Raw genomic sequence first — 24,989 nt, 5'->3', positions numbered from 1 at the left:
TGCTGAGGCGAGATCGCTTGAGCCCCTCCCCTAACTGCTAGAACCAGCAGGACAGCGACGTTGCAGAAACTGGATGTGAAATTGCTGACGACCGGCTTCCTGGCCGGTATTACCGCCGCCCTGCTCGTGCTGGGTGCTGCGGCGCAGCCAACGCTCGCCTCCATTCTCTATGCGGCTTCCGCCCTTCCCATTCTGATCGTCGGCCTTGGCTGGGGCAACACCGCCTCGGTCACCGCGATTGCCACGGCCGCTCTGCTCGGCACCATCGGTGTCTCGCCGATGTTCGCCTTCGGTATGGCCCTCTTCACGCTCGCACCGGCTGGCTGGATCGCGCATCTTGCAAGCCTTGCCCGCCCGGCTTCCGAAATTGGCGGTCCGGACAATCTGATCGCCTGGTACCCCCTGTCCGACATTCTGCTGCAGCTCTGCATTTTCGTTAGCGCAGCTGTTATCCTGCTCGGCTGGATCATCGGCTTCGGCCCCGAATTCACCAACCAGCTGATCGACGCCATGATGCAGGCGATGGTCAATCAGGACCCGACGATGGTGCCTGAGGCAGCCGCCCTTGAGCAGTTGAAGCGGACCATGGTCCTGCTCCTGCCGATCATCCAGGGCGGAACCTGGGTCATGCTGCTTCTGGCCATGTTCTACATCGCCATGCGCGTCGTGACAGCGTCAGCGCGCGGCCGTCGTCCGCGTGACGATTTCCCCTCGACGCTGCGGATGAGCCGCAACGCGCCGTTCATCTTTCTCGCCGGCATCGTCGCCTGCTTCATCGGCGGTGTACCGGCGATGATCGGGGCAACTGTCTGCGGAACCTTTGGCGCTGGCTTTCTCGTCTCGGGATTTGCAGCACTGCATTTTCGCACCCGTGGCAAGGACTGGCGCCTGCCGGCCCTGGTGCTCGCCTATCTCTCGACGATCATGCTCCTGCCGCTCGTCATACCCCTGATCATCGGTCTGTCCGACACACGGCGGACCGTTGCACTGACCCCGGCCCGCAAGGCCGAGACCGATCATACCGACAACACTGATTGAACAACGAAAGGAAGAGAATCATGCAAGTCATTCTCCTGGAACGCATCGCCAAGCTCGGCCAGATGGGCGAAACCGTAAAGGTTCGCGACGGCTTCGCTCGTAACTACCTGCTGCCGCTCGGCAAGGCGCTGCGCGCCAACGAAGCGAACAAGAAGCGCTTCGAAGCTGAGCGTGCAACGCTCGAAGCCCGTAACCTCGAGCGCAAGTCGGAAGCCCAGACGGTTGCTGACGCGCTTGCCGGCAAGAGCTTCATCGTCGTTCGTTCGGCTGGCGAAACCGGCCAGCTCTACGGTTCGGTTGCTGCTCGTGACGTCGTCGACATCCTGGCTGCCGAAGGCTTCAACATCGGCCGCAACCAGGTCGAACTGAACACCCCGATCAAGGCAATCGGCCTGCACGAAGTCACTCTGCACCTGCATGCAGAAGTCGAGCTGACCGTTGAGCTCAACGTTGCCCGTTCGGCTGAAGAAGCTGAGCGCCAGGCCAAGGGCGAAAGCCTGACCTCCGCCGACGCCATCTACGGCATCGACGAAGATGCGCTTCGTCCGGAAGACTTCTTCGATCCGGAAGCCGACATGGATGGCGACGACGACTAAGATTTGCCGCTTCGTGCAGCAACGAAACGCCCGGATTTTCCGGGCGTTTTTTTTGTTTTAGCCCGACACCATCAGGCCGGATCTGCACCCTTGTCGATCCGCACGACCACCGACATGCCGGGCGCCAGACGGGCGGCGGCTTCATCGCTTGGGTCGACCGAAATACGCACGCCCACCCGTTGCGCGATCTTGACGAAGTTACCGGTGGCGTTGTCGGCCTTGATGACTGCGAACTCCGAGCCGGTGGCTGGCGAGAAGCGCTCCAGCTTGCCCTTGAGGACGCGGCGATCCAGCGCATCGACGACGATGTCGACCGGCTGCCCCACAGCCATTCCGGAAAGCTGGGTTTCCTTGAAATTCGCGATGATCCAGACCTCCTGCGGCACCACCGCCATCATTTGGGTGCCAGTCGCAACATACTGGCCGACGCGCACGCCCACCTCGCCGAGGGTGCCTTTGCGCGGCGCGCGGATCTCCGTGTTGGCAAGGTCGATCCTGGCCAGTTCCACAGCTGCTTCGGCGTTGGCGACGGCCGCTTCGAGGGAGCCGCGATTGACAATGATGGTCTGCAGATCCTGCCGGGATACTTCAACGGCCGCCTTTGCCTGGGCCATGGCGGCTCGGGCCCGGTCAAGGGTCGCATGGGCCTGTTCCTGCGCACTGGTCGTCGCCACACCACTGCGGATCAGGCTGTCCTGGCGACTCGACTGGAGCACAGCCTGTTCCAGGTCCGCATCGGCGGCGTCGACGGCGGCCTCGCTGGATGCAATACGCGCCTTGGCCGCGGTCTCCTGTTGCCGCGAATTGTCGAGTGCCGCCTTTTGCGTTGCCAGTGCCGCCTCGGCCTGAGCCTGTTTCTGGCGGAAAATGCGGTCATCGATGCGGGCGAGAACCTGCCCTTCCTCCACGGCCTGATAGTCCTTGACCGGGACATCCACGACATAGCCACTGACCTGCGGGCTCATCATGGTGACCGCACCCCGCACATAGGCGTTGTCTGTCGTCTCGATGGAACTGGTGAAGGGCGGGAGCCGCCAGGCATACAGGACCAGCGAGATGCCAACGAGGCCGGCAAGTAGTGTCAGGATGGCGGCGGGCTTGATTGATGTGTTTGACATAGCGGTGGTCTCTGTTCGGCTCAAGATTGGTTAGATGTCTCGACGACGGCTGGCCGGCGGGTCTGCAGTCTCTGCCACGCGAGGTGGAAGAGCAGAGCGGCGAGCGCCAACGTCGTGACGACGGAAATCAGGAGGAAGGTGTCGTTGTAGGCCAGTACGTAGGCTTCACGGGTGACCTGCTGGGACAGCAACGCCAAACCTTCCGCGTTGAGGATGGACGGATCGGTGATGACTTTCCGGTAGGCAGCCGAAAGCTGGCTCACGCGCTGGGCGACATCGGGATCCGTCAGAAGGATGTTCTGCACGAGCGCATTCGAGTGGAATTTCTCCCGTAGCGTAACGAAGCTCCCGAGCAACCCGGTCATCAGCATTGAGCCGGTGATCTGGGTGAACAGGAAAATCGCGATGAAGTTCACCAGGTAGGGAGGCCCCTTCTGGATCGCAGCCGTGAAGCCCTTTGCCATCACGGGCGGCAGGAACATGGCCGCGCCAAAGGCGATCATGCCCTGGCTCAGATACATTTGCTCCGGCCGCGTCAGATTGCTTGCCATGCTGTCGAGATAGGCGCCCGTGGCAATCAGCAGAAGCGAAATGACATGCGCAGTCTCAAGATAGCGCGAGCTCATCAGCAGCATGCAAAACAGTCCACCGGCAATCGAGGCTGCAAGCACCACCCACCAGAGCACGAATTGCTGATCGTTGAGCAGCCCCATTTGCTGGAAGAAGCCGACAGCGGTCGAGGACTGTTCTGACGACACCGCGCGGAAGACCAGAAGGACGGCAGCCAGATGGAGATTGTCCCGCGAGAAGATCCAGGCAAAATCCAGCATAGGATTCTTCCGACGGATCTCGATCATGGCCGTCAATACGATGAAGACAATCGCGCCCGCCAGCAGAACACCGAGCCACCAGGTTTCGAACCACCAGTAGAAGCGTCCGAGCGTCAGGAAGACCGCGAGGCAACCGATGCCGACCGCCATCAGGAGATAGGACAGGATATCCAGCCTCTCGATGACATTGGCACGCGGCGGCGGTGTCAGTGGCAGCGCATAGGTGATCGCCATGGCAACCAGGGACAGCCCAAGTTCGAGCGTGTAGAGCGCATGCCAGCCATCGATCTGTAGCAAAGTGGGCGAGATCAAACGCGCCAGCGGGGCGGACAGCAATGTGCCCATCAGCGCCATGCTCAGCCCCTGATTGAGTTTCCGGTGCAGCGGGAAGGCTTCCAGCACGTAGAGGAAACCGAGCGAGGAGATCGGGGCGGCAGCACAGCCGCTGATGAAGCGGACGACCAGCGCCGAATGCAGATCGCTGACAAAAAGATTGAGGATCGAGGCAGCGACGAAGGCCAGAATGCTCCACTCGGCAAAGGGGCGTAGACCGTACTGCGTGCGGATCTTGAAGAGCGCGATCGACAGCGTCGCATAGGGCGCCATGTAGGCGGCCGAAAGCCAGGCGGCTTCAACGACCGTCACAGAGAACTCGCCCTGCAACTGGTAGAGATTGGCATTGACGATATTCATGCCCAGCCCCTGGGTGATGAACATCAGAAGGCCGGCTGCCACATAGATGACACCGAGCCACAAGGGCTTTGCCGCCGGTGCCGGGGTGGGCGTTGCGGAGGGTGGCATCACCCGCGCTGGCTCTGGGGATGCATCCTGACCGGCTGCCGCTATCGTTGATACGTCACGGCTCATGACCGCACTTTCGACAGGTCGAGGCCCTGAAGATTGGCCGTCAGGCGGCGAACCACCGAAAGGGCAACAAGGATATCCTCTGACGGAATGTCGGCAGCGATCTGCGCTCGAAGACCGGTCGCCAGCGTGTGCACGGATTGGTAGGCGACATGCCCGGCCGGCGTCATGTCGATCCGCTTGGCACGGCGGTCAGCAGCATCCTCACGACGCTGGATCAGGTCCTGTCGCTCCATACCGTCAAGCACACGCACCAAAGTCGGTGTTTCGATCTCCAATTCGTCCGCCAGTTCCTTCTGGGTGAGCGGTCCGCGACGAGACAGCGCAAAGAGCGCCCGCGCCCGCGCCAGCGTCAGCCCCTCCTCCCGCACCACCGCATCGAAAAAGGCCCGGAGCTTGCGGTTAAATCCAGACATCTCGTCGAACAGCTGTTCGTTTTCGGTCGCCCTGGTCATTCATTGCGCTCCACATAATTAGCAGCCTATTTGTATTCACACTAGTTATACCTCATATCGGTAATTTCAATGATCTTTGTCAGGATGGCTGCCATGCGCTAAATTGAGAGCTTGCACACGATTCGCCGGAAAAGACGTCAAGCGCAAATTTCCGCGCCTGTTGATTGCTGGGGACAAGACGAAAAAGTCCAGCGCATTCGAGACGCCGGTTGACTGTGCAGGCCTGGGTGGCCAAACCCAAGGCGAAGCCCCAACCGTGAAGAAGCTGTGACACCATGATCGAAGCCGTTCGTAACATCGCGCCGCAGCAAGCTGCCGAACCGCTGTATCGGGAAGCACCGAACAATATCGAGGCGGAACAGGCTCTGCTCGGCGCCATTCTCGTCAACAATGACGCCTATTACCGCGTTTCCGACTTCCTGAAGCCGGATCACCTCTATGAGCCGCTGCACCGGAAGATCTTCGAGGTTGCCTCCGAGATCATCCGCATGGGCAAGACGGCAAACCCGGTCACCATCAAAACCTTCCTGCCGGCAGACCAGCGGGTCGGCGATCTGACGGTCGCGCAATATCTCGCGCGTCTCGCGTCTGAAGCCGTCACCATCATCAATGCGGAAGACTATGGCCGCGCGATCTATGATCTGGCGCTGCGCCGCGCACTGATCCAGATCGGCGAAGATGTCGTCAACATCGCCTATGACGCGCCGCTCGACATGCCGCCGCAGACACAGATCGAGGATACCGAGCGCCGCCTGTTTGCGCTGGCCGAAAATGGCCGCAATGACGGCGGCTTCCAGTCCTTCTCTGACGCTGTTGCCCAGGCCGTTGACATGGCGGGCGCTGCCTTCGAGCGCGATGGCAACCTCTCGGGTATTTCCACCGGCATCAGCTCGCTCGATTCCAAGATGGGTGGCCTGCAGCGGTCTGACTTGATCGTTCTCGCCGGACGTCCGGGTATGGGTAAAACCTCGCTTGCGACCAACATCGCCTGGAACATCGCGGCGGCTTACGAGCCGGAAGTGATGCCGGACGGATCGTTGAAGGCGAAGAACGGCGGCGTCGTCGGTTTTTACTCGCTCGAAATGTCGGCCGAACAGCTCGCCACCCGTATCATGTCCGAGCAGACGGAAGTCTCCTCCTCCAAGATCCGTCGCGGTGACATTACCGAGCACGAGTTCGAAAAGCTCGTTGGTTTTTCCCAGACGATGCAGAAGGTGCCGCTCTTTATCGACCAGACCGGTGGTATCTCGATTGCCCAGCTCGCGGCCCGCGCCCGCCGCCTCAAGCGCCAGCGTGGCCTCGACTTCCTCGTCGTGGACTATATCCAGCTGATGACCGGCTCGGGCAAGTCGGGGGAAAACCGCGTTCAGGAAATCACCCAGATCACGACGGGCCTCAAATCGCTCGGCAAGGAACTGGCTGTGCCGATCGTCGCTCTTTCCCAGCTTTCGCGTCAGGTCGAAAGCCGCGAAGACAAGCGCCCGCAGCTCTCCGACCTTCGTGAATCGGGCTCGATCGAGCAGGACGCCGACGTGGTGCTCTTCGTGTTCCGTGAAGAATACTACGTGAAGAACCTTGAACCGCGTGATCTCGCGGACCCGAAGTATCCGGAATGGGAAGCGCATATGGAGAAGGTCAAGGGCACGGCCGACGTCATCATCGCCAAACAGCGTCACGGACCGACGGGTACCGTCAAGCTCGCCTTCCAGTCGGAGTTCACCCGCTTTGCGGATCTCGCCGACCCGACCTTCATCCAGTATGAAGAACCGTGAGATGCATCTGAAGCTATCCCGATCATGGCCGGCCTTGTGCCGGCCATTTTCTTTTCCGATGGCGAAGTGAGCAGACCGCGAAACACTGTGCATAGCAGCATAAATTTTGCCGTGTCTCTTACCGGCATCTGCAAAGATGCTAGGGTTCCTCAACCCTCACAGTTCCAGCCAACGGCATCCATGACAGACAGATTCTCGATCACCGACGCACCGGCGGAATTTCTCTCCGCCCCGCTCCGCCTGACCATCGATCTCGGCGCTATCGCCGACAACTGGCGTGACATGGCACGACGGTCGGGCAAGGCCCGGGCTGCGGCGGTGGTGAAAGCCGATGCCTATGGGCTCGGCATCGAGGATGTGGGGCAGACACTCTACCATGCCGGCGCACGGGATTTCTTCGTGGCAGTGCCGGCCGAGGGGGCAACGCTTCGGCCCTATGCGCCGGAAGCGCGGATTTTCGTTCTCTCCGGCATCTGGCCGGGGCAGGAAGACACTTTTTTCGACAACGACCTGGTACCCGTCATCGCCTCGGAAGAGCAGCTTGCCTTCTGGATGGCGCTCCTTTCGGAACGCGGCCCCTATCCGTGCGCGCTCCATGTCGACACGGGCTTCAATCGCCTTGGCCTGCCGCTTGCTGACGCGCTGGCGCTGGCGGACGACGTATCGCGGCCATCCAGCCTCGACCCGGTGCTGGTGATGAGCCACCTCGCCTGCGGCGATGATCCCACCTCGACGATGAACCGCCAGCAACTGGAGAAATTCCAAAAGGTTAGCGCAGCCTTTGAAGGCATTGATTGCAGTCTGTCTGCCTCGGCGGGGATCTTTCTTGGACCTGAATACCACTTCGACCTGACCCGTCCCGGCATCGCACTCTATGGCGGAGAAGCCGTCCATGGTGTGACGAACCCGATGCGCACCGTGATCAAGGCCGAAGCCCGCATTCTCCAGATCCGCGAGGCAAAGGGCGGCGAAAGCGTCAGTTATGGCGCGAGCCATGTCCTTGCCCGCGACAGCCGTCTGGCCGTGGCAAGCGTCGGTTATGCGGATGGCTATCTGCGCAATCTCTCCGGCCATGGCGTGGCCTTGAGACAAACCGGGCTCGCTGGCGCAAACGGGGTCATTGCCGGCCACCGGGTGCCTGCGCTTGGCCGTGTCACGATGGATCTTACCGTCTTCGACGTAACGGACCTCCCCGAAAATCAGGTGCGCAACGGCGACTATGTGGAACTCGTCGGACCCGCAATGCCACTGGACGAAGTCGCACGTGCGGCCGGTACGATTGGCTACGAAATGCTGACGGGGCTTGGGCTTCGCTACGAGCGGGTCTATCTCGACGGTGAGGTTTGAGGTCTGGCACAAACCAGAATGTTCTGCTATTGTTCTCACTCCGCCAGCTTATCTGAACCCAGGCAGGCATGACCGCATCGCGCCATGATCGGCGGCATCGATGCAAGAAATCTATCCACGACGACCTCCCCGAAAGCGACACCTGATTCATGGCCAAAGCGAAGACCCAATTCATCTGCCAGAACTGCGGAACCGTACACACCCGCTGGGCCGGCAAATGCGAGGGATGCGGCGAGTGGAACACCATCGTCGAAGAAGATCCGATGGGTGGCATTGGCGGTGGTCCGGGCAAGACGCCGAAGAAGGGGCGTGCAGTCACGCTGACCTCGCTCTCCGGCGAAATCGAAGAAGCCCCCCGCATTCCGACCGGGATGACGGAACTTGATCGCGCCACGGGCGGCGGTTTCGTGCGTGGCTCTGCCGTGTTGATCGGCGGCGATCCCGGGATCGGCAAATCAACACTCCTGATGCAGGCGGCAGCCGCCTTGTCCCGGCGCGGCCATAGGATCATCTATGTCTCCGGCGAAGAGGCCGTGGCACAGGTCCGGCTTCGCGCCCAGAGACTGGGTGCTGCCGATACCGACGTGCTGCTCGCCGCCGAAACCAATGTCGAGGATATTCTGGCGACGATCTCGGAAGGCAAGCGGCCGGATCTTGTCATCATCGATTCGATCCAGACCTTGTGGAGCGATACGGCCGACAGCGCGCCCGGCACGGTGACCCAGGTCAGGACCGGTGTGCAGGCGATGATCCGCTTTGCCAAACAAACGGGCGCAACCATGGTGCTTGTCGGCCACGTAACCAAGGAAGGCCAGATTGCCGGTCCGCGCGTGGTCGAGCACATGGTCGACGCCGTCCTCTATTTCGAGGGTGACCGCGGTCATCACTACCGGATCCTCAGAACCGTGAAGAACCGCTTCGGACCAACCGACGAGATCGGCGTGTTCGAAATGTCGGACCGTGGTCTGAGGGAAGTCTCCAATCCGTCGGAGCTCTTTCTTGGCGAGCGCAACGAGAAGGCGCCGGGAGCCGCGGTCTTTGCCGGGATCGAGGGCACGCGGCCCGTGCTGGTCGAGGTGCAGGCGCTTGTGGCGGCAACATCACTGGGTACACCCCGTCGGGCAGTTGTCGGCTGGGATTCCTCACGGCTCGCCATGATTTTGGCGGTTTTGGAAGCGCATTGCGGTGTGCGGTTGGGGCAACATGACGTCTATCTGAATGTTGCCGGCGGTTACAGGATCCGGGAGCCGGCAGCGGACATGGCGATTGCCGCGGCTCTGGTTTCGTCACTTGCCGGTCTTGCCCTTCCGGCCGATTGCGTCTATTTCGGCGAGGTCAGCCTGTCGGGGGCTGTAAGGCCTGTGGCCTATACCGGCCAAAGGCTCAAAGAAGCGGAAAAACTCGGTTTTTCCGCTGCGGTTTTCCCGGCTGCCTCTTCGGACCTGCCCAAGGGTTCGGCGGGCAAATGGACGGAAGTCGACAGCCTGCCCGATCTGGTGGCGCGCATCGCCGGTTCCCGGCTGAAGGCCCCAGCGGATCAGGAGGATGCTTGATCCGTTGCAGCGCATCATCCGATGCGTTTCAACGGTGTACGGTGACAATCATGTCGGCTTATGCCGGCGACGCTTGGAGTTGGTATTAAATGCCCATCACTATTTTCGACGGTATTGTCATCGGCGTCGTTCTCTTTTCGGCCGTGCTCGCCATGGTGCGCGGCTTTTCTCGCGAAGTGCTGTCGATCGCCAGCTGGGCCGGCTCGGTCGCGGCGGCCTATTATCTCTATCCGCTGCTGCTGCCGCTGGCGAAAAACTACACGGCAGATGACCGCATTGCGCTGGCTGGTTCGGCCGGCATCATCTTCTTCGTGTCCTTGATCGTGATCTCCTTCATCACGTCACGGATCGCGGATTTCATTATCGACAGCCGCATTGGTGCGCTCGACCGGACGCTCGGTTTCCTGTTTGGTGCAGCACGCGGCCTCCTTCTGCTGGTCGTCGCCGTTGCCTTCTGGAACTGGCTGATCGATGTGCGCCAGCGCCCGGACTGGGTCAATGAAGCCAAGACCAAGCCCTTCCTGGACGGTCTTGTGCTGAAGCTTGAAGCCGTCCTGCCGCAGGACATCGAGCCGCAGATCCGCGAACGCATCCTCGGACGCGAGGAAGAAGGTGCGGCCCCCGCCGAGCAAGCCCCGGCGGAACAGGCACCGGCGGAGAACAATTGACAGCGACGCGGACACTTCGCGACGCAACGAACGAGCCAAGACGCCGCCGGATCAGGACAGACCGGCGGCTTCCGTGTTAAAAGCCTACACCCCCGCATCTGTCCCCGGAGCAAAGGCAAATCGCCATGAAGCAGTTCAGCCATCCCCATGTCGTCTACGGTGGTCATGACGACAAGTTCCACGAGGAATGCGGGGTCTTCGGGATCCTTGGCCATCCGGACGCCTCGACGCTGACGGCGCTCGGCCTGCATGCGCTCCAGCATCGCGGCCAGGAAGCAGCCGGTATCGTCTCGTTCGACGGACGCCAGTTCTACACTGAAAAGCACATGGGCCTGGTCGGGGACCACTATACCAACCCTGTGACGCTGGCGAAGCTTCCGGGTCCGCAGGCCATCGGCCACACGCGCTATTCGACAACAGGAGAAGTGGCGCTTCGCAACGTGCAGCCGCTGTTTGCCGAACTCGAAGAGGGCGGCATTGCGATTGCCCATAACGGCAACTTCACCAATGGCTTGACACTACGTCGGCAGATCATTGCCACCGGCGCCATCTGCCAGTCGACCTCGGACACCGAGGTGGTTCTCCATCTCATCGCCCGCTCGCGCCACGCCTCGACCACGGACCGCTTCATCGACGCCATTCGCCAGATGGAGGGCGGCTATGCGATGATCGCGCTGACCCGCACCAAGCTGATCGCTGCTCGCGATCCGATCGGCATTCGGCCGCTCGTCATGGGCGATCTCGACGGCAAGCCGATCTTCTGTTCGGAAACCTGTGCGCTTGACATCATCGGTGCCAAATTCGTGCGCGACGTGAAGAACGGCGAAGTGATCATCTGTGAAACCCAGGCCGATGGCTCCGTGACGATCGAATCCCGCATGCCGGCGCGTCCGCAGCCGGAACGCGTCTGCCTGTTCGAATATGTATACTTCGCCCGCCCCGATTCCGTCGTCGCCGGCCGCAACGTCTACACCACCCGCAAGAATGCCGGCATGAACCTGGCGCTCGAAGCACCGCTTGAAGCCGACGTAGTCGTGCCGGTTCCCGATGGCGGCACGCCGGCAGCCCTTGGCTATGCGCAGCAGAGCGGAATTCCGTTCGAATACGGCATCATCCGCAACCATTACGTTGGCCGCACCTTCATTGAGCCGACCCAGCAGATCCGTGCCTTCGGCGTGAAGCTCAAGCATTCGGCCAACCGGGCGATGATCGAGGGCAAGCGCGTCGTGCTGGTCGACGATTCGATCGTCCGCGGCACGACCTCGCTGAAGATCGTCCAGATGATCCGTGATGCCGGGGCCAAGGAAGTCCATATCCGCGTGGCGAGCCCGATGATCTTCCATCCCGACTTCTATGGCATTGACACGCCGGACGCTGAGAAGCTGCTTGCCAACCAGTATCTCGGCATTGAGGCTATGGCGAAGTATATCGGTGCGGACTCGCTCGCCTTTCTGTCGATCGACGGCCTCTATAAGGCGGTTGGCGGCAAGCCGCGCGATCCTGCCAATCCGCAGTTCACCGATCACTATTTCACCGGCGACTATCCGACCCGCCTTCTCGACAAGGAAAGCGAAAAGCCGGGCCGTAAGGAATCGATGCTCGCTGCCAACGGCTGAGCGCAAGAGACAGGACTGACCATGACCACCGATCTCAAGGGCCGGCTCGCGCTGGTCACCGGCGCCTCTCGCGGCATCGGCTACTTCACCGCGCTTGAACTGGCCAAGGCCGGTGCGCACGTCATTGCCTGTGCGCGCACCGTGGGCGGCCTCGAAGAGCTTGATGACGCGATCAAGGCCGTCGGCGGCACGGCAACGCTCGTTCCCTTCGATCTCAACGACATGGCGATGATCGACCAGCTCGGTGGCCATATCTTCGACCGTTGGGGCAAGCTCGACATCGCCGTGTTCAATGCCGGCATTCTCGGTGTCATCGCGCCGATTGGCCATGTCGAGGCCAAGGTCTTCGACAAGGTGATGACAATCAACGTCACCGCCACCTGGCGCCTGATCCGCTCTCTGGAACCGTTGCTGGTCAAGTCCGACCAGGGCCGCGCGCTGATCCTGTCTTCAGGTGCCGCCCACAAGTGCCGGCCATTCTGGGGCCCCTACTCCGCCTCGAAGGCCGCGGTCGAAGCGCTTGCCCGCACATGGGCCGGAGAAACACAACGTCTGCCGCTGCGCATCCTCTCGGTCGATCCGGGTGCGACGCGTACGGCCATGCGCGCCCAGGCCATGCCAGGTGAAGATCCGGAAACCCTGCCGCATCCGTCAGAAATCGCCGCCAAGCTGCTGCCGCTTCTTGGCCCGGATCAGACGGAAACCGGCAAGCTGTATGTCCTGAGGGACGACAAGATCGTCGACTATCGCATGCCGGAATAATCGGGCACGCTCTTTCCTCTCAGGGTTAGGCCCAGGCCTGATCCCCACCGTCCCGGATTCCCCATGCGCCCCAGAGACATTGCCGTCTACACGTACCTCGCCTTCGCCTGGGGCCTGTCCTTCCTGCTACTGCTGCATGTGGTGGACGCCTTCGGCTGGATCGGCGCCGTCACCTTTCGCTGCTTCATCGCGGGTTTCCTGCTGTTCGCCCTGGCGAAAGTGTTCAGGCGGAAACTGGACTTCAGCGCCGGCTGGCTACACTTCGCCATGGTCGGTGCCACGACGGTCGCAGGCCAGCTGATCGGTCTTTCCTACGCCACCCCACTGATCGGAACGGCGATGGCGGCGATCTTCGTTGCGTCCATCCCCCTGTTCTCCATGGTTATCGCTCAGCTCTGGGGCCTCGAGCGCATCACGCCGGCACGCGTGCTGGGGCTCGTGCTCGGCACGATCGGGATCGTCATGCTGGTCGGTTTTCCGGCCGTACCCGTGACCAGCGCCTTTCTGGTCGGCTGTCTTGCCATGGTTGGCTCGACCTTCTCGGCCGCCTACGGCAGCAACTATGCTAGCCGCCATCTCGAAGGCACGGGCTCCTGGGAAGTCACCATCGGCTCGTTCTTCGCCGGCGGTGTACTCACACTCCCCCTCCTCTGGTTTGTACCGGTACCGGGAACGCCGGCGCCGATCGACTATCTCTATCTCGTCGCCCTGGCCGGCCTGATGAGTGCGCTGACCTATGTGCTGTATTTTGGCCTGGTCAAAAGCATTGGCGCCACGGCTGCAATCAGTGTCGAATTCGCGGTCACGGTCGTTGCCGTTCTAGTCGGTGCGCTTCTTCTCGATGAACCCCTGACACCCCTGCAGTTGCTGGGCGGCGGCGTGATCATGCTGGGTTGCGCCCTGGTTCTCGGGATTGTTCGGGTGCCACGCACGGCGCGCTGATCACCCACGCCCGCGGAATGAACGGGCGGTCGGATGCCGCTGAACCTCCGCAACCTCGTCCGCAGCGCCCGCCAGGCGCTCACCTGTAATCAACAGGAGTTCGGCCGGCTGGTACAGCCGCACGCAATTGCGGCCATCCGCCTTGGCGCGGTACAGAGCCGCATCGGCTGAGGCCAGCAAGTGGTCGAGCCGCATCGGCTTTTCCAACACTTCCGAAACGCCGATGCTGACGGTAATCTTCGCGTTGACTGCCGCCCCGATGCGGAGATCGGCAATGGCAGCCCGCAGGCTTTCAGCCACGTCCATGCCATGCTCTGCACTCACCGAGGGCATGAGGCAGGCGAATTCTTCTCCGCCGATCCGGGCAAACGGCCATTCCTTTGGCAAGCGTTGCTCGATCGCGCGCGAGAATGCGAGAAGCACCTCGTCACCCATGGCGTGGCCGTAAGTATCGTTGATCGCCTTGAAGTGATCGATATCGAAGAGCAACAGCGTCGCCCCCCGCTCCTCTTTTCGAAGGTGCCTCTCGGCCTCTGCCACAAATGTTCGCCGATTTGACAGGTTCGTCAGCGGATCGCGTTCCGAGGCAAGACGGTAGCGAAGTTCATCTCGTTCCTTGGCCATGATCAACAATGAGACCAGTGACAAAACGATCAACACGAGGTTGCCGAGCGTCACTGCGCCGAACCAGGAAGCGGCATTTCCGTCAAGATCGTAGGGCGCCCCGAACAGCAGTGTCAGCGGCACAAAGGCAAGCCAGATAAGACCGCGTATCGTATTGGCCAGAACGGCCAGCATGCGCGATGGGAGCGGCTCAGCGTGCCCGGCGACCAGAATCTCACGGGCCGTGAGGAAGCAATAGGCGCCAATCAGGACGCCGAACCCCATGCTTCTGGCTTCCACGCTCTCCCGAAATACGGGCACGATCCAGAGAAGGCCCCAGATGACCCCACCCGCAACAGCGCCAGGCAGTGAGGTTTTGCCGCCCTCAAAGGCCACCACCGCCTGCCAATAAAAGCCGACCGAGCAGGCTCCGAAGAAGAGCCCAAGGCCACCCACGAGCGGCAAGGGCAGTTCGGCGCGAAAGGCATGCAGGATCAGGGAAGCGCAGGCGCAAAACCCCGCGATCGCCAACATCGAAAGAACGGGCCCGCCACGATAGCGCCACCACATGTAGACCAAAAGCAGTGTCGATATCAGTGTGACCAGCGCATGGACGACCATGATGGTGGGCAAATGCAGGGCGTGGTCCATGCCGAAGATCATCTCCGAGGATGTAAGAGCGTCACCCCAGAAATGGTGTATTTATCTTGATAAACACTTAAGGTGATGAGATGACTTTATGGACAACTGAAAGGGGCCGTCGGCACGGGAACCACCCTTGACCAATGCTGGAAGCCGCGCCATAACAGCGCCCATGAAAACGAGCCTCTGCATCATTTGCGGGACCATTATTCGCTAGCGCTTCGCTGGCCTGGCCGTTTTCGTCTCCTGCATAGACCCAGATGACAAACGACCCGGTCCAGCCGGGTACATTCGTTCTGGGAGACTGACATGGCCGCCGGCCTCAAGCTTTACAACACGCTCACACGCGACAAGGTCGACTTCGAACCGATCGACCCCGACAATGTGCGCCTGTATGTCTGCGGCCCGACCGTCTACGACTTCGCCCATATCGGCAATGCGCGGCCCGTCATCGTCTTCGACGTACTCTACCGGTTGCTGCGCCACACCTATGGTGCCGACAAGGTCACCTATGTTCGCAACATCACCGACGTGGACGACAAGATCAACGCACGCGCCTTGCGCGACTTCGGCAGCCAAATCGCCGATGGCTCGATGAGCCTCAATGAGGCGATCCGGGCCGTGACCGGCAAGACCGAAACCCAGTTCCACGAAGACGTGGCTGCACTCGGCTGCCTGAAGCCAACGGTCGAGCCTCGCGCCACTGACAACATTCCCCAGATGATCACGATCATCCAGCGACTGCTCGACATGGGCCATGCCTATGTGGCGACCGGTTCGGAAGGTCACGAAGTGCTATTCTCCACCGCCTCGATGGCGGATTACGGCATGCTGTCGAAGCGAAAGCTGGAAGACCAGCAGGCGGGTGCCCGCGTCGCGGTCGAAAGCCACAAGATGAACCCGGCCGATTTCGTCTTGTGGAAGCAGTCAGCCGATACCGAACCCGGCTGGCCGGCAAGCTTTACCTTCGAAAAGACAACCACTGCAATCTACGGGCGTCCCGGCTGGCATATTGAATGCTCGGCCATGTCCGACCGCTATCTCTGGGAAGAGATCAAGGACCGTCTCTCTGCCAAGGCAAAGGCCAAGCCGCACCAGTTCGACATTCATGGCGGCGGTCTGGACCTGATCTTCCCGCACCACGAAAACGAGATCGCCCAGTCCTGCTGCGCCTTTGACAACGACCTGGTGGCGACCGTGTGGATGCATAACGGCTTCCTGCAGGTCGAGGGCCGCAAGATGTCGAAGTCGGAGGGCAATTTCGTCACGATCAATGAGCTGCTGGCGACCGAAACATTCGGCGGACGCAAGTGGCCGGGCGAAGTGCTGCGGCTGGCCATGCTCATGACGCATTATCGCGAGCCGATCGACTTTTCGGTGAAGCGGCTGGAGGAGGCAGAGCGGCTGCTGGCAAAGTGGCCCGCAGGCGATGCCGGCGAAGTGGCACCGGATGCTTCGGTCCTGGACGCCCTTGCAGACGATCTGAACACGGTTGCCGCCGTTCAGGCTCTGCATGCGCTGGCCCAGGCTGCGAATGGCGATCCATCGAAGCTTCCGCTTTTCGCCGCCTCTGCTGCTCTGCTTGGTGTTGCGCCTAAAAAAGCCCAGGTCAGCGACGACCTCTCAGCCGCCGTTCAGGCCCTCGTCGACATGCGGCTCGAAATGCTCAAGGCGAAGAATTTTGCCGAGGCTGACAGGATTCGTGACGACCTTGCGGCCAAGGGCATCCAGCTGAAGGATGGCAAGGACAAGGAGACGGGCGAGCGGGTGACGACCTGGGAGGTCAAGCGGTAGTTGTCGAAACGAAGAGCGTGGCATATGCTTCGGCATATGCCATCTTATAGAGGTGCGAATGGAACTGGAAAGGCATGTCCGGATCTTTAAGAACGGTCGCAATCGCGCCGTGCGCATTCCCGTGGAGTTCGACTTCCCCGGCGACGAGGTGATCATGCGCAAGGAAGGCGACAAGATCACAATGGAACCGGTGAAAACGAAGGGAGAAAGCGTTATCGAATGGCTGCGCAACCAGCCGCCGATTGAGGAAGACTTCGACTTCGACCTTCGCGAACCACCAGCGCGGGACGTCGATCTGTGAACCCACCTCCCTACATGCTGGACACCAACGTCATTTCGGACGTCATTCGCAACCCTTATGGAGCGGCTGCCGCCAAGGTCGAGCACGTGGGAGACGGGCAAGTCGCGATCAGTGCCATCGTCGCATCTGAATTGCGCTTTGGCATTCTGAAACGGAACTCCAAACGCCTCACCTTTGTTGTCGAGACCCTCCTCGAACGCATGACGATCCTCCCATACGAGGACAAGGAAGCCTCACACTTCGCCGAGATCCGCATGGACCTTGAACGCAACGGCACGCCAATCGGCACGACCGACCTCTTCATCGCCGCCCATGCCCGCTCTCTGGATGTGACGCTGGTGACCGCCAATATGAGGGAGTTCGGACGCGTGCCGGGTCTCAAAGTCGAGAATTGGGTGGGCATAAAGCCATGACCCAACCCAATCCCAATACCAAGATGCCGAAATGGCTGCTTTACGGGCTGATCGCCAAGGGCGCCCTGATTGCCGTTGTCATCATCGGCGTCACGATTTTCATGACGCTGCGATAAGGAGAGAGGCGTGAGCGAAGTTCATTCCGGCGGCTGCCAATGTGGCGCGATCCGGTTTCAGGCGTCCAGGCTTGGGCGGCCGTCGATCTGCCATTGCCGGATGTGCCAAAAGCAGTTCGGCTCGTTTTTCGGTGCCTTCGTCACCGCCGATCAGGCGCATCTGACCTGGACGCGCGGTCAGCCGATGCTCTATCGCTCCTCGGCCAAGGTGAAGCGTGGCTTCTGCAGCAAATGCGGCACGCCGCTTTCCTATCACCATCCGGCCGGCGTGGAACTCGCCATCGGCGCTTTCGACCATCCCGAAAATTTCGAGCCGCAGGTGCAGGTCAACCACCACAAGCGCCTCCCGTGGATCGATCAGCTGTTCGGAAAGCCCGCCTATTCCAGCCCCGAGATGGAGGCCTTCTTTGCCTCGATCGAAAGTTTTCAGCATCCAGACCATGACACGGCCGCTTGGCCGCCGGAGGATGATCAATGACCCGTCAAGTGCATTCCGGTGGCTGCCAATGCGGCGCGATCCGCTACAAGGTCGCCGGCGAACTCGGCTATCCGCATCTCTGTCATTGCCGGATGTGCCAGAAGGCGAGTGGCAACCTGTTCATGGCGCTTGCCGGTTCGCGTCAGGAGGACTTCCTGCTGATGCGCGGCGAGCCGAGCTGGTTCCAGTCGTCGGACCCATGCGGGCGCGGCTTCTGCAAAGACTGCGGAACGCCGCTTTTCTTCCGCACCAAGGGCTCGCCCTATATCAGCGTCACGATCGGCAGCCTCGACAAGCCGGAACAGGCCGAGCCCGTTTCACAGGACGGTGTGGAAAGCCGTCTGCCCTATTTCACAAAGTTATTTTCCCTGCCTGAGAACACCACGGACCGATCAGACCTTGCGGAGGGGGCTGCCGGCATTGCCGCCACCAGCCGACAGCATCCGGATCATGACACGGTGCTCTGGCCAGCCAAGAGGACATAAAATGACGACTGAATTGCGCGGTTTTTATCCCGAGATCGAACCTTTTGAGACCGGGATGCTGGATGTCGGTGACGGACACCAGATCTATTGGGAGCGTTTTGGCACGAAAGGCGCCAAGCCGGCAGTCTTCCTGCATGGCGGCCCGGGTGGTGCCACCAGCCCATCACATCGTCGTCTCTTCGATCCGGCTCTCTATGACGTCATCCTGTTCGACCAGCGCGGCTGCGGCAAGTCGACCCCGCATGCCTCGATTGAGGCCAACACCACCTGGCATCTGGTCGCCGACATCGAGCGCTTGCGCACAATGATCGGCGCGGAAAAATGGCTGGTCTTCGGTGGCTCATGGGGCTCAACGCTTGCGCTCGCCTATGCGGAAACCCATCCAGAGCACGTTTCCGAACTCGTGCTGCGCGGCATCTACACGCTGACAAAGGCCGAGCTTGACTGGTACTACCAGTTCGGTGTCTCCGAAATGTTTCCGGACAAGTTCGAGCGCTTCTGCGCGCCGATCCCGGAGGACGAACGCCATGAGATGATGGCCGCCTATCGCCGCCGGCTGGTCGGCACCGACCGCGAGGAGCAACTGCGCTGCGCGGTGGCCTGGAGCACCTGGGAAGGCGAAACGATCACCCTTCTGCCGAACCCTGATTATTCCGATCATTTCTACGACCCGGAATTTGCGCTCGCCTTTGCGCGCATCGAAAACCACTTCTTCGTCCATGCCGGCTGGATGGAAGAGGGTCAGCTGTTGCGCGATGCGCACAAGCTCGCAGACATTCCTGGGGTCATCATCCATGGTCGATATGACATGCCGTGCCCGGCGAAATATGCCTGGGCTTTGCACAAGGCCTGGCCAAAGGCGGATTTTCACCTGATCGAGGGTGCGGGACACGCCTATCTTGAGCCTGGCATTCTCGACCAGCTGATCCGCGCGACGGATCGGTTTGCCGGGAAGAGCTGAACTAGACTTTGCCCCTCACCCTACCCTCTCCCCGCAAGCGGGGAGAGGACGTGAGATCACCAAGTTGCCTGAGGACAACAGTATGACGCTTGAAAAGATCACCCTGTTCGACACGACACTGCGCGACGGCCAGCAGACGCCGGGCGTTGATTTTTCGGTCGAGGACAAGATCGCGATTGCGACCATGCTGGACGATTTCGGCATCGATTACGTCGAGGGCGGATATCCGGGTGCCAACCCGACCGATACGGCATTCTTTTCCAGGAAGCGCACGCACAAGGCCGGTTTCGTCGCCTTTGGCATGACCAAGCGTGCCGGCATCTCCGCCTCCAATGATCCGGGCCTCAGCCAGCTGATCCAGTCGAAAGCGGACGCCGTCTGTCTGGTGGCGAAGAGCTGGGACTATCACGTCAAGGTCGCGCTCGGCTGCACCAATGCCGAAAATCTCGAAAGCATCCGAGACAGCGTGCATGCCGTGGTCGCCGCGCAAAAGCTTGCCATGGTCGATTGCGAGCATTTCTTCGATGGCTACAAGGCGAATCCCGAGTATGCCATCGCCTGCGCGAAGGAAGCCTATGATGCCGGCGCCCGTTGGGTCGTGCTTTGCGACACCAATGGCGGCACGCAGCCGCCGGAGATCCGCGAGATCGTCTCAGCCGTGATCGCATCCGGCATCCCGGGGGCCTCGCTCGGCATCCATGCACATAACGATACGGGACAGGCCGTCGCCAATTCGCTGGCGGCCGTCGAAGCCGGTGTGCGCCAGATCCAGGGCACGCTGAACGGTATCGGCGAGCGCTGCGGCAATGCCGATCTCGTCACGATCATCCCGACGCTCTGTCTGAAGGAGACCTATGCGTCGCGCTTCGAGACATCGATCGACCGGGAAAAGCTTGTTGGCCTCACCCGCCTGTCGCGCGCCTTCGACGAGATGCTCAACCGCTCGCCGAACCACCAGTCGCCTTATGTCGGCGGCTCGGCCTTTGCCACAAAGGCCGGCATCCACGCCTCAGCGCTCTTGAAGGACCCGAAGACCTACGAACATGTCGAGCCGGAAAGCGTCGGGAATTTCCGCAAGGTCATGGTGTCGGACCAAGGCGGCAAGGCGAATTTCCTCAACGAACTCAAGCGCCGCGGCATTACGGTTGCCAAGGATGATCCAAAGCTCGACACGCTGATCTCCGTCGTCAAGGAGCGCGAGGCCTCGGGCTATGCCTATGAGGGTGCGGACGCAAGCTTCGAGCTTCTGGCGCTGAAGACGCTCGGCACCGTGCCGGATTTCTTCGCGGTCGACAGTTTCCGCGTCATGGTCGAACGCCGTTTCGATAGTCATGGCCGGCTGAAGACCGTGTCGGAAGCCGTGGTGCGGGTGCAGGTCGATGGCGAAATGATGATGTCGGTGGCCGAAGGCGATGGGCCGGTCAATGCACTCGACATTGCGCTGCGTAAGGATCTCGGCAAGTACCAGTCAGAGATCCTCGATCTTGAACTGGCGGACTACAAGGTGCGCATCCTGAATGGCGGCACGGAAGCCATCACCCGCGTATTGATCGAATCCACTGACGCCACCGGGGCCCGATGGTGGACGGTCGGCGTGTCGGAAAACATCATCGACGCCTCGTTCCAGGCGCTGATGGACTCGATCATCTACAAGCTGATGAAGAACCGCGCACTGGCGGGGAAGATCGCCGCTGAGTGATCCATTGCGCGCCAATGATCGCCTGACGTGAACGATCCATCACTGAAATGCGTTTGCGCCTGCAACCTTGCGGGCGTAATCCCGTTTCAAAAGCATAACAAATGTCAGGAAACACTATGGCCGACGTCTCTGCCCCCGCCGAGAACAAGGACAGCCTAAACGGCTTCCTGTTTGCACTCTCGGCCTATCTGCTCTGGGGCTTCCTGCCGCTCTACATGAAGGCGCTGTCGCATATTTCGCCAGCAGAAGTGATCGCACATCGTATCCTGTGGTCGATCCCGGTCGCGGGGCTTCTGCTGATCGTGCTCAAGCGCACAGAGGATCTCAAGAAAGCGATCCGCAATCCGAGAATGCTCGGCATGGCCGCTGTCACCGCAACGCTGATCAGCGTCAACTGGGGCATCTATGTCTGGGCGATCGGGGCAGGCCACGCGCTCGACACGGCGCTCGGCTATTTCATCAATCCGCTATTCTCCATCCTGCTCGGCGCAGTGATGCTGAAGGAAAGACTGCAGCGGACCCAGATTGCGGCACTGGCCCTGGTGGTCATTGCCGTGGTCATCCTGACCGTTGAAGCGGGCCGCCTGCCGATCGTGGCGTTGGCGCTGACCTTTTCCTGGGGTTTCTACGCCTTTTTCCGCAAGACGCTGCCGATCGGGCCGAACCAGGGCTTTCTCCTCGAAGTCCTGCTGCTGTCGCCGATTGCGCTCGGCTATCTCGTCTACCTCAACCTCTTTGGCGAGGGGCACTTCCTCATGGGCAACATGACGGACACGGTCCTGCTTGCATCCGCAGGGCTGGTGACGGCCGTGCCGCTGATCCTCTATGCCAATGGTGCCAAACTCTTGCGCCTGTCGACGATCGGGATCATGCAATATATCGCACCGTCGATGATCTTCATCACGGCCGTCTTCGTGTTCCACGAACCGTTCAGCCCGGCCAAGGCTGTCGCCTTCCCGCTGATCTGGGTGGCGCTGGTGATCTACACACTGCCGATGCTTCGACGCCGCTGACGCTCCGCATGGCCCTCAGAGCTTGGCGATCGTCTCCGGGTCGCCTACCGGTATTTCTGCCTCGGCCCAACGGCCAGCGATGGCGGGCACAATGTCCTCGATCCGGTCTATGACCAACGGGCGAACCTTGTGTGCCGTGTGAATGAAGCCCGATTCCGACATGTGATCAATGAGTTCCAGCATGGGCTTCCAGAACTGGTTGATATTGGCAAAGACCATCGGCTTGGTGTGGCGACCGAGCTGACCCCATGTCATGATCTCGACGATCTCCTCCAGCGTGCCGATACCGCCGGGCAGTGTCACGAAGGCATCCGAGCGCTCGAACATCGCGTGCTTGCGCTCATGCATGTCCTTGGTGATGATCAACTCGTTGAGCTGACCGAGCGAGTGACGGGTCGCTTCCATGTCGACAAGGAAGTCTGGGATGATGCCGGTCACGTGGCCACCGGCCGACAAGACGCCTGACGCCACCGCACCCATAATACCCTTGGTGCCGCCGCCATAGACGAGGCGGAGGTTGTTTTCGGCAAGGGCGCGGCCGAACTGACGTCCGGCTTCCATGAAGGCCGGATCACGGCCGGGCTGGGAACCACAATAGACGCAGACGGATCGAATCGGGGAATTTTGCTTGCTCATGCGGGTCAAAAAACAGGCTGCCGATGGCAACGTCAACAAAATTGGCAGAAAACACGTCTCTTGCCGGCTTGAAGTGTGCTGCGACGCTTGTCGTTGCCAAAGCTAGACGCTAGCAATTTGAAGATACAGTGGCGGATCGTCTGCCGGGAGACTTGAGAAATGAAGAACCGTGCCCTCTGGGTGGTCCTGTTCGTGCTTGCCATCGTCAGCCTGTTGATGGTGTTTGTCATCATGCCGCGCCTTCATCTGTCCGACAGCGATGCGCCAACTGTGACGGCGGAGACGACGCCCGCCGCAACCCAGCCGCCAGCAACGCCCTCCACGGAAACCGCGAACCAGAAGATGGACCGGCTGAAGACGGAGGCTGTCGCAGCGGTAGACCGGATGACCGCCCTCTTCGACGAGGGACGCACGCCTGGGATCGAGGCCTATTCGGCCGCCCGCACCCTCGCGCAGGGCGCTGTTGCAGCCCTTGCCTCTCTCGACATTCCGACGGACCTTGACGCGAAGCTCGCAGACGCCATGCGCAAAGTCCGTGCCGATGCAGCAAAGGCACTTGCCATGATCGAGCAGCTGCCCGCCGACCCTGCCCGTGCGACAGCGATGATCGTGGCCGTGAAAAACGCCTTGCTCGGTGCTCCCGTCGAGGCCGTCGCCCCGCCAGAGGTTTCGCTTGCGCCACGCTTCGATATCCTGCGGGTCGAGCCCGATGGCTCGACGGTGATTGCCGGCAATGCCCCGGCTGGCGCCAAGGTCGAGATCATCAGCGGCGATAAGGTCATTTCCTCACAAACCGTCGATGGCACCGGCGATTTTGCCGCCGTCCTCGATAATCCGCTCGCACCCGGCGACCACTCGCTACAGATCCGGGCGACTGGCACCGACGGCAAGGTCGTGACATCGGAAGAGATCGCGACGATCTCGGTTCCCGACAAGGGCAAGGGTGAGCTGCTCGCCATGGTCTCCAAGCCCGGCGAAGCCAGTCGGCTGATCACACTTCCCGGCCAGGAAGCCGCACCGACGGCGCCGCCGGCCGACGCCGCTGCCAATCCAGCCGCGGCGGCCGCAGCAACGACCGAGACCGCTGCCAACACCATGCCCGCCATGCCGGACCTTCCGGCCGCGTCCAGCACATTGGCCTCTGCCCCGCCAGCCATGCCGGGCACGACTGACGGCCAGACAGTGGCCGCCGCGAAACCCGCAGACGCCTCCAGCACAAGCCAACCGACGACCCTTGCGGAAGTTCAGGTGACGGCCGTCGAGATCGAGGGTCGCAAGATCTTCGTTGCGGGGCGTGCGCCTGCCGGTGCCATGGTTCGGGGCTATGCTGACAAGGCCGCGATCGGCGAGACGCGCAGCGATACGACGGGCAATTTCGTCATCGAGGGCGACATCGAGCTTTCTGTCGGCAATCACCTGATCGAGGTCGAACTTCTCGATGCGAATGGCCGTGTTCTCGTGCGCGCAGCTGTTCCCTTCGATCGTCCGGCCGGCGAACAGGTATCCGTCGTTGCTCCGGGGACAGCTGCAGCCGATGCAAGCAAAGGCACGCCGGAAGAGGCAGACTTCGAGCGGCTTCGGATCGCACTCTCAAAGTCGATGGCCATCCTGCAGAACCTTTATGCCGGTGGGCAGTCCCCTGCCATGGATCAGGTCGCGGCAGCGCGTTCCTCGGTCGAGATCGCGCTCCAGTCCATCGCCGGATTGCGCGTCCCGGCCGATGCCACGGACCAGTTTGTCCTGACGGCAGCGACCCACACTGCAAAGGCCAAGGATGCGTTGAAGCTGTTGCAGTCCGTTCCGGCCGGTGACGTCAAGGCGATGGGCGAGGCACTGCCGAAGCTTGCTTCCATGCTCGCCGATCTCATGCAGCCGGATGCCCCGGACACCGCGTCCCAGGCCCCGGCGGCTAATGCTGCGGCAAGTGGTGCATCGGCCGATGCCGGCTCCACCGAGCCACGCACCATCCAGCAGGCACCGCTGGCACAGAGCGACAACAGCGTCATCATCCGACGCGGCGACACGCTTTGGCAGATCTCCCGCCGCGTCTATGGGCAGGGCGTCCGCTACACGACGATCTATCTCGCCAATTCGAAGGAGATCACCAACCCGGACTTCATCGAGCCGGGCCAGATCTTCACGGTTCCGAAAGATGCCCTGCCGAATGCCGAGGAAATCCATCGCAAGCGTTTGCAGGACAAGGCAGTGAACTGACCTTTCGGTATTCGGTCATTGTATTCACGAAACCGAGACCCTAAGTGAACACGGGCGGCGGTCCATACGGATC

At 61.2% G+C, this 24,989-nt stretch carries 23 protein-coding genes; 18 read left to right on the top strand and 5 right to left on the bottom strand.

All coding sequences use genetic code 11. From position 1 onward, the window contains the following. Window positions 1-60: 60 nt before the first annotated feature. Window positions 61-1,038: a DUF2232 domain-containing protein gene (locus ACSV9I_RS08995; protein ID WP_438328454.1), complete on the top strand. Its 978-nt coding sequence runs from the start codon at window positions 61-63 to the stop codon at window positions 1,036-1,038. Window positions 1,039-1,058: 20 nt separating this feature from the next. Further along, on the top strand, window positions 1,059-1,634 hold the full coding sequence (gene rplI, locus ACSV9I_RS08990) for a 50S ribosomal protein L9 (protein ID WP_054159834.1): 576 nt from the start codon (window positions 1,059-1,061) through the stop codon (window positions 1,632-1,634). A gap of 71 nt (window positions 1,635-1,705) precedes the next feature. Here rplI and ACSV9I_RS08985 read toward each other — a convergent pair whose 3' ends face one another. From ACSV9I_RS08985 to ACSV9I_RS08975, 3 genes are read right to left on the bottom strand one after another with little or no spacing between them, the layout of a single operon-like run. Then, window positions 1,706-2,752, bottom strand: coding sequence for an HlyD family secretion protein (locus ACSV9I_RS08985; RefSeq protein ID WP_438328452.1), 1,047 nt, complete (start codon window positions 2,750-2,752; stop codon window positions 1,706-1,708). A 20-nt stretch (window positions 2,753-2,772) separates the two neighbouring features. Next, complete coding sequence (locus ACSV9I_RS08980; RefSeq protein WP_438328450.1) at window positions 2,773-4,449, bottom strand: MFS transporter; 1,677 nt, start codon at window positions 4,447-4,449, stop codon at window positions 2,773-2,775. After that, on the bottom strand, window positions 4,446-4,901 hold the full coding sequence (locus tag ACSV9I_RS08975) for a MarR family winged helix-turn-helix transcriptional regulator (RefSeq protein ID WP_438328449.1): 456 nt from the start codon (window positions 4,899-4,901) through the stop codon (window positions 4,446-4,448). The genes ACSV9I_RS08980 and ACSV9I_RS08975 overlap by 4 nt, the downstream gene beginning before the upstream one ends. Before the next feature lie 275 nt (window positions 4,902-5,176). Here ACSV9I_RS08975 and ACSV9I_RS08970 point away from each other — a divergent pair, with 275 nt between their 5' ends. The 7 genes from ACSV9I_RS08970 to ACSV9I_RS08940 all read left to right on the top strand — a co-directional run bounded on the left by ACSV9I_RS08970 (window position 5,177) and on the right by ACSV9I_RS08940 (window position 13,561). Next, entirely contained in the window at window positions 5,177-6,673 is a 1,497-nt protein-coding gene (locus ACSV9I_RS08970; protein WP_054159830.1) for a replicative DNA helicase, read from the top strand. 180 nt (window positions 6,674-6,853) lie between these two features. After that, complete coding sequence (gene alr / locus ACSV9I_RS08965) at window positions 6,854-8,020, top strand: alanine racemase (RefSeq protein WP_438328447.1); 1,167 nt, start codon at window positions 6,854-6,856, stop codon at window positions 8,018-8,020. Between the two features lie 149 nt (window positions 8,021-8,169). After that, window positions 8,170-9,573, top strand: a complete 1,404-nt coding sequence (gene radA, locus ACSV9I_RS08960; RefSeq protein ID WP_438328446.1) for a DNA repair protein RadA — start codon at window positions 8,170-8,172, stop codon at window positions 9,571-9,573. Between the two features lie 89 nt (window positions 9,574-9,662). Next, window positions 9,663-10,241 carry a CvpA family protein gene (locus ACSV9I_RS08955; RefSeq protein WP_054159827.1) on the top strand — a complete coding sequence of 193 codons (579 nt, stop codon included), beginning with the start codon at window positions 9,663-9,665 and terminating at the stop codon, window positions 10,239-10,241. Between the two features lie 125 nt (window positions 10,242-10,366). Beyond that, complete coding sequence (gene purF / locus ACSV9I_RS08950; protein WP_054159826.1) at window positions 10,367-11,857, top strand: amidophosphoribosyltransferase; 1,491 nt, start codon at window positions 10,367-10,369, stop codon at window positions 11,855-11,857. A gap of 21 nt (window positions 11,858-11,878) precedes the next feature. After that, complete coding sequence (locus ACSV9I_RS08945) at window positions 11,879-12,619, top strand: SDR family NAD(P)-dependent oxidoreductase (RefSeq protein ID WP_438328444.1); 741 nt, start codon at window positions 11,879-11,881, stop codon at window positions 12,617-12,619. 63 nt (window positions 12,620-12,682) lie between these two features. Further along, window positions 12,683-13,561, top strand: coding sequence for a DMT family transporter (locus tag ACSV9I_RS08940; RefSeq protein ID WP_438328443.1), 879 nt, complete (start codon window positions 12,683-12,685; stop codon window positions 13,559-13,561). On the opposite strand, the gene ACSV9I_RS08935 is transcribed toward ACSV9I_RS08940, so the two are convergent. Further along, window positions 13,562-14,815, bottom strand: coding sequence for a GGDEF domain-containing protein (locus ACSV9I_RS08935; RefSeq protein ID WP_438328442.1), 1,254 nt, complete (start codon window positions 14,813-14,815; stop codon window positions 13,562-13,564). A 300-nt stretch (window positions 14,816-15,115) separates the two neighbouring features. Here ACSV9I_RS08935 and cysS point away from each other — a divergent pair, with 300 nt between their 5' ends. From cysS to rarD, 8 genes are all read left to right on the top strand, one after another. Next, window positions 15,116-16,600, top strand: a complete 1,485-nt coding sequence (gene cysS / locus ACSV9I_RS08930) for a cysteine--tRNA ligase (RefSeq protein WP_438328441.1) — start codon at window positions 15,116-15,118, stop codon at window positions 16,598-16,600. A 58-nt stretch (window positions 16,601-16,658) separates the two neighbouring features. Then, window positions 16,659-16,901, top strand: a complete 243-nt coding sequence (locus ACSV9I_RS08925; protein WP_438328439.1) for an antitoxin — start codon at window positions 16,659-16,661, stop codon at window positions 16,899-16,901. 14 nt (window positions 16,902-16,915) lie between these two features. Continuing rightward, a complete protein-coding gene (locus ACSV9I_RS08920; protein ID WP_438328554.1) occupies window positions 16,916-17,314 on the top strand; it encodes a type II toxin-antitoxin system VapC family toxin in 399 nt (132 codons plus the stop codon). A 126-nt stretch (window positions 17,315-17,440) separates the two neighbouring features. After that, window positions 17,441-17,908: a GFA family protein gene (locus ACSV9I_RS08915; RefSeq protein WP_438328438.1), complete on the top strand. Its 468-nt coding sequence runs from the start codon at window positions 17,441-17,443 to the stop codon at window positions 17,906-17,908. After that, window positions 17,905-18,393: a GFA family protein gene (locus ACSV9I_RS08910; RefSeq protein WP_438328436.1), complete on the top strand. Its 489-nt coding sequence runs from the start codon at window positions 17,905-17,907 to the stop codon at window positions 18,391-18,393. Before ACSV9I_RS08915 ends, ACSV9I_RS08910 begins: the two co-directional genes overlap by 4 nt. A 1-nt stretch (window position 18,394) precedes the next feature. Next, window positions 18,395-19,354: a prolyl aminopeptidase gene (gene pip, locus ACSV9I_RS08905; protein WP_438328434.1), complete on the top strand. Its 960-nt coding sequence runs from the start codon at window positions 18,395-18,397 to the stop codon at window positions 19,352-19,354. Between the two features lie 82 nt (window positions 19,355-19,436). Further along, window positions 19,437-21,053 (top strand): citramalate synthase, encoded by a 1,617-nt coding sequence (cimA, locus tag ACSV9I_RS08900; RefSeq protein WP_438328433.1) that lies wholly within the window; start codon window positions 19,437-19,439, stop codon window positions 21,051-21,053. Between the two features lie 116 nt (window positions 21,054-21,169). Further along, on the top strand, window positions 21,170-22,066 hold the full coding sequence (gene rarD, locus ACSV9I_RS08895; RefSeq protein ID WP_054159816.1) for an EamA family transporter RarD: 897 nt from the start codon (window positions 21,170-21,172) through the stop codon (window positions 22,064-22,066). 15 nt (window positions 22,067-22,081) lie between these two features. Here rarD and ACSV9I_RS08890 read toward each other — a convergent pair whose 3' ends face one another. Beyond that, window positions 22,082-22,702, bottom strand: a complete 621-nt coding sequence (locus tag ACSV9I_RS08890; RefSeq protein WP_438328430.1) for a TIGR00730 family Rossman fold protein — start codon at window positions 22,700-22,702, stop codon at window positions 22,082-22,084. A gap of 159 nt (window positions 22,703-22,861) precedes the next feature. Here ACSV9I_RS08890 and ACSV9I_RS08885 point away from each other — a divergent pair, with 159 nt between their 5' ends. Then, complete coding sequence (locus ACSV9I_RS08885) at window positions 22,862-24,916, top strand: LysM peptidoglycan-binding domain-containing protein (RefSeq protein ID WP_438328428.1); 2,055 nt, start codon at window positions 22,862-22,864, stop codon at window positions 24,914-24,916. Window positions 24,917-24,989 lie beyond the last annotated feature (73 nt).

It is taken from the genome of Rhizobium sp. G187 (assembly GCF_051549525.1).
Classification (GTDB): Bacteria; Pseudomonadota; Alphaproteobacteria; order Rhizobiales; family Rhizobiaceae; genus Allorhizobium.
Note: the sequence above shows the minus strand (reverse complement) of the source record. Positions and strands in the feature narration are given on the sequence as shown.

What these genes read in the sequence shown, in the direction of transcription:
- rplI (WP_054159834.1), top strand. Translation starts at nt 1,059, where the DNA reads ATGCAAGTCATTCTCCTGGAACGCATCGCCAAGCTCGGCCAGATGGGC.
- ACSV9I_RS08985 (WP_438328452.1), bottom strand. Translation starts at nt 2,752, where the DNA reads ATGTCAAACACATCAATCAAGCCCGCCGCCATCCTGACACTACTTGCC.
- ACSV9I_RS08980 (WP_438328450.1), bottom strand. Translation starts at nt 4,449, where the DNA reads ATGAGCCGTGACGTATCAACGATAGCGGCAGCCGGTCAGGATGCATCC.
- ACSV9I_RS08975 (WP_438328449.1), bottom strand. Translation starts at nt 4,901, where the DNA reads ATGACCAGGGCGACCGAAAACGAACAGCTGTTCGACGAGATGTCTGGA.
- ACSV9I_RS08970 (WP_054159830.1), top strand. Translation starts at nt 5,177, where the DNA reads ATGATCGAAGCCGTTCGTAACATCGCGCCGCAGCAAGCTGCCGAACCG.
- alr (WP_438328447.1), top strand. Translation starts at nt 6,854, where the DNA reads ATGACAGACAGATTCTCGATCACCGACGCACCGGCGGAATTTCTCTCC.
- radA (WP_438328446.1), top strand. Translation starts at nt 8,170, where the DNA reads ATGGCCAAAGCGAAGACCCAATTCATCTGCCAGAACTGCGGAACCGTA.
- ACSV9I_RS08955 (WP_054159827.1), top strand. Translation starts at nt 9,663, where the DNA reads ATGCCCATCACTATTTTCGACGGTATTGTCATCGGCGTCGTTCTCTTT.
- purF (WP_054159826.1), top strand. Translation starts at nt 10,367, where the DNA reads ATGAAGCAGTTCAGCCATCCCCATGTCGTCTACGGTGGTCATGACGAC.
- ACSV9I_RS08945 (WP_438328444.1), top strand. Translation starts at nt 11,879, where the DNA reads ATGACCACCGATCTCAAGGGCCGGCTCGCGCTGGTCACCGGCGCCTCT.
- ACSV9I_RS08940 (WP_438328443.1), top strand. Translation starts at nt 12,683, where the DNA reads ATGCGCCCCAGAGACATTGCCGTCTACACGTACCTCGCCTTCGCCTGG.
- ACSV9I_RS08935 (WP_438328442.1), bottom strand. Translation starts at nt 14,815, where the DNA reads ATGGACCACGCCCTGCATTTGCCCACCATCATGGTCGTCCATGCGCTG.
- cysS (WP_438328441.1), top strand. Translation starts at nt 15,116, where the DNA reads ATGGCCGCCGGCCTCAAGCTTTACAACACGCTCACACGCGACAAGGTC.
- ACSV9I_RS08925 (WP_438328439.1), top strand. Translation starts at nt 16,659, where the DNA reads ATGGAACTGGAAAGGCATGTCCGGATCTTTAAGAACGGTCGCAATCGC.
- ACSV9I_RS08920 (WP_438328554.1), top strand. Translation starts at nt 16,916, where the DNA reads ATGCTGGACACCAACGTCATTTCGGACGTCATTCGCAACCCTTATGGA.
- ACSV9I_RS08910 (WP_438328436.1), top strand. Translation starts at nt 17,905, where the DNA reads ATGACCCGTCAAGTGCATTCCGGTGGCTGCCAATGCGGCGCGATCCGC.
- pip (WP_438328434.1), top strand. Translation starts at nt 18,395, where the DNA reads ATGACGACTGAATTGCGCGGTTTTTATCCCGAGATCGAACCTTTTGAG.
- cimA (WP_438328433.1), top strand. Translation starts at nt 19,437, where the DNA reads ATGACGCTTGAAAAGATCACCCTGTTCGACACGACACTGCGCGACGGC.
- rarD (WP_054159816.1), top strand. Translation starts at nt 21,170, where the DNA reads ATGGCCGACGTCTCTGCCCCCGCCGAGAACAAGGACAGCCTAAACGGC.
- ACSV9I_RS08890 (WP_438328430.1), bottom strand. Translation starts at nt 22,702, where the DNA reads ATGAGCAAGCAAAATTCCCCGATTCGATCCGTCTGCGTCTATTGTGGT.
- ACSV9I_RS08885 (WP_438328428.1), top strand. Translation starts at nt 22,862, where the DNA reads ATGAAGAACCGTGCCCTCTGGGTGGTCCTGTTCGTGCTTGCCATCGTC.